General features: G+C 75.6%; 2 protein-coding genes. Both read right to left on the bottom strand.

Features of this window, described 5'->3' with window-relative positions; translation table 11 throughout:
• Positions 1 to 30: 30 nt before the first annotated feature.
• The gene (locus AB8Z75_RS33530; RefSeq protein ID WP_369208698.1) at positions 31 to 2193 is read right to left on the bottom strand and encodes an ABC transporter permease; all 2163 of its coding nucleotides are present in this window, start codon (positions 2191 to 2193) and stop codon (positions 31 to 33) included.
• Positions 2194 to 2291: 98 nt separating this feature from the next.
• Positions 2292 to 3086 carry a molybdate ABC transporter substrate-binding protein gene (gene modA, locus AB8Z75_RS33525; protein ID WP_369208696.1) on the bottom strand — a complete coding sequence of 265 codons (795 nt, stop codon included), beginning with the start codon at positions 3084 to 3086 and terminating at the stop codon, positions 2292 to 2294.
• Positions 3087 to 3123: the final 37 nt, after the last annotated feature.

The following is a 3123-nucleotide window of genomic DNA, read 5'->3' as shown; positions in this document are numbered from 1 at the left end:
GTGCGGGGGTCTGCCGGAGAAGCGGGGAAGTCACCGTTCGACGAGGGTGATCTCCGTGGCCTTCATCCCCGCGAAGACCGCCGCGCCGTCCTCGAGACCCAACTCGGCCACGGCGTCGGCGGTGACCTCGGCGACCAGGTCGGGACGGCCCCCGCACGTGACGAGGACCCGCATCCTGCTGCCGACCGCCGTGACCTCCCGCACCGTGCCCGCCCAGACGTTGCGCGGGCTGCCCCGCGGGCGCTCCCGATGCAGGGCGACCGCTTCCGGTGCGATGACCGCCAGCACGTCGGTCCCCTCCGCGACGGGTTCGGCGACCACCAGGCTGCCGCCGTCCAGGAGGGTCAGCGAGCCGTCCCGCGCCGCCGTCCCCGCCAGAGCGTTGCGGCCCAGCATCCGCGCGACCCACGGCGAACGGGGATGGCGCGCCACCTCGGCCGGCGGTGCGTCCTGGACGGCGCGGCCGTCCTCCAGCACCAGCACCCGGTCGGCCAGCGACACGGCCTCCACCGGGTCGTGGGTCACCAGCAGGCAGACCCCGCCGAAGTGCCCCAGGTGGCCGCGGAGGGTGTGGCGGACGTGGGCGCGCGTCGTCTGGTCGAGCGCGGCCAGCGGCTCGTCGAGCAGCAGCAGCCTCGGGCGCGCCGCCAGCGCGCGGGCCAGCGCCACCCGCCCCGCCTGACCGCCGGACAGCTGCGCGGGCCTGCGGTGCGCCAGGTGACCGACATCCAGCCGCTCCAGCCACTCTCGGGCCAGGCGGCGCGCCTCACCGCGGCCCACCCCCGCGGCGCGCAACCCGTAAGCCGTGTTCGCCAGCGCGCTCAGGTGCGGGAAGAGCGCGCCGTCCTGCGGCACCCACGCGACACCCCGCCGGTGCGGGGGCAGCGCGCCGACCTCAACGCCGCCCAGGGCGAGGTCGGCGTGCGCGCGGGGGGTCAGCCCGAGGAGGGCGCGCAGCAGCGTCGTCTTGCCCGCACCGTTCGGGCCGACGACGGCGACCGTGGTGCCGGGCGCGGCGTCCAGCGTGAGCTGGGTGAAACCGCCGAACCGCGCCCGCAGGTTCCAGCGGTCGGCGCCGGTGCCGGCCGCCTCCGGGGACCCGGGGCCGGGCGCGGCGCGCGGGCCCCCGGCGCCTGCGCCGGCTTGCGGGCCCCGGGGATCGGCGGCAGCGTCCGGCCCCCCGGAATCCGTGGCGGCGTCCGGGCCCCCGGAATCCGTGGCGGCGTCCGGCCCCCCGGAATCCGTGGCGGCGTCCGGGCCCCCGGAATCCGTGGCGGCGTCCGGCCCCTCGGAACCGGTGGCGGCGTCCGGCCCCTCGGAACCGGTGGCGGCTTCGTCGGGCCCTTCTGAGCCGCGCGCCCACCGCTCGCGGATGCGCGCGAGCCTCCCCGCGCCGTCACGCGGCCTCCCGCCGCGGGTGCGCGAGGAACCCGCGGCGCCCGCGCCGCCACCCGCCCACCTGCCGCGCAGCGAGAACAGCACGGCCATGGCGATGACGAGCAGCAGCAGCGAGACGGACGTCGCCGCCTCCGGCTGGTCCTGGAGCAGCAGATACACCTGGAGCGGCAACGTCTGCGTCGTCCCCGGCAGGTTCCCCGCGAAGGTGATCGTCGCGCCGAACTCGCCCAGCGCCCGCGCCCACGTGAGCGCGGCGCCCGCGGCCAGCCCGGGAGCCACGAGCGGCAACGTCACCGTGAAGAACACCCGCAGCGGAGACGCGCCCAGCGAGGCCGCCGTCTCCTCGTAGGCGGGCCGCAACCCCGCCAGCGTCCCCTCCAGGCTGATCACCAGGAACGGCATCGCCACGAACGTCGCCGCCACCACCGCACCCGAGGTGTGGAAGGGCAGCACCACGCCGAAGGTGTCCTCCAGCCACGGGCCCAGCAACCCGCGCCGCCCGAAGCCCAGCAGCAGCGCCACACCCCCCACGGTCGGCGGCAGCACCATCGGCAGCAGGACCAGCGACCGCACCAGTGCCTTGCCGGGGAAGTCGATCCGCGCCAGCAGCCAGGCCAGCGGCACGCCCAGCACGAGGGAGAGCGCCAGGGCGCCGCCGGACACCAGCAGCGACAGCTTCACCGCCTCGGTGACGCCCTCGCTGCCCAGATGGGTGCCCAGCTTCCCCCACTCCGTCCGCACCAGGATGCCGAGCAGCGGCACCAGCAAGAACGCGACCGCGAGCGCCGCCGGCACCCCCAGCGCGAGGGGCGCGCGGGGGCGTGCGGAGCGGTGAGGGCCGCGCCGCGTACGGAAGGCTGCGATGCCTCGCCCCGCGGGGCTCTGCGAACGGGTCACGGCTTCTGGAAGCCCGCCTTGCGCAGCAGCTTCTGCGCCTCGGGAGACCTCAGCCACTGCACGAACGCCGCCGCCTCCTTGCGGTGCCCGGACTCCTTGAGCGTGGCGGCCGGGTAGGAGGCGATCGCGTTCTGCTTGTCGGGGATCGTGACGGCGTCCACCTTGTCCGGCGCCGTCGCGGCGTCCGTCTGGTAGACGATGCCGGCGTCCGCCTCACCCAGCTCCACCTTGCTCAGCACCTGGCGGACGTTGGTCTCCCGCGAGACCGGCTCGACCTTCAGCTTCTGGGCGTCGAGCACCTGCTTGCTGTAGCGCCCGACGGGCACCTCGGGCGCGGCCAGTACCACCTTCAGCTTGCTGTCGGTCAGATCCCGCAGGGACTCGACCTTCTTCGGGTTGCCCTCGCCGGTGGCGATGACGAGCCGGTTCTTCGCGATGACCTCCGGCTCGCCCGTCTCACCGCTGAGGCCTTCCATGGTCGGGGTGTCGGCCGTGACCAGCGCGTCGGCGGGCGCCCCCTGCTCGACCTGGGCGGCCAGCTGCTGGGACCCGGCGAAGGAGAAGTTCACCTTCGTGTCCGGGTGCTCCTTCTCGTACGCCTTGCCCGCCGCTGTGAACACGTCGGTCAGGGAGGAGGCGGCGAGCACGGTCAGCTCGGTCTTGCCGCCGTTGCCCGCCCCGTCGCCCTTGCCGTCGCCGCCACCGCAGGCGGTGAGCGGGGCCAGGACGGCGACGGCGGCGAGCGCGGCGAGGGAGCGGCGGGGCGTCAGGAAGGGCCAGGGCGAGAACATGGGGCGGGTCTCCAGGTGAGGGCGGTCGGGTGAAAGC

Source organism: Streptomyces sp. PU-14G, assembly GCF_041028275.1.
GTDB lineage: Bacteria > Actinomycetota > Actinomycetes > Streptomycetales > Streptomycetaceae > Streptomyces.
This window is presented reverse-complemented; position numbering and strand designations above follow the sequence as displayed.

What these genes read in the sequence shown, in the direction of transcription:
- modA (WP_369208696.1), bottom strand. Translation starts at nt 3,086, where the DNA reads ATGTTCTCGCCCTGGCCCTTCCTGACGCCCCGCCGCTCCCTCGCCGCG.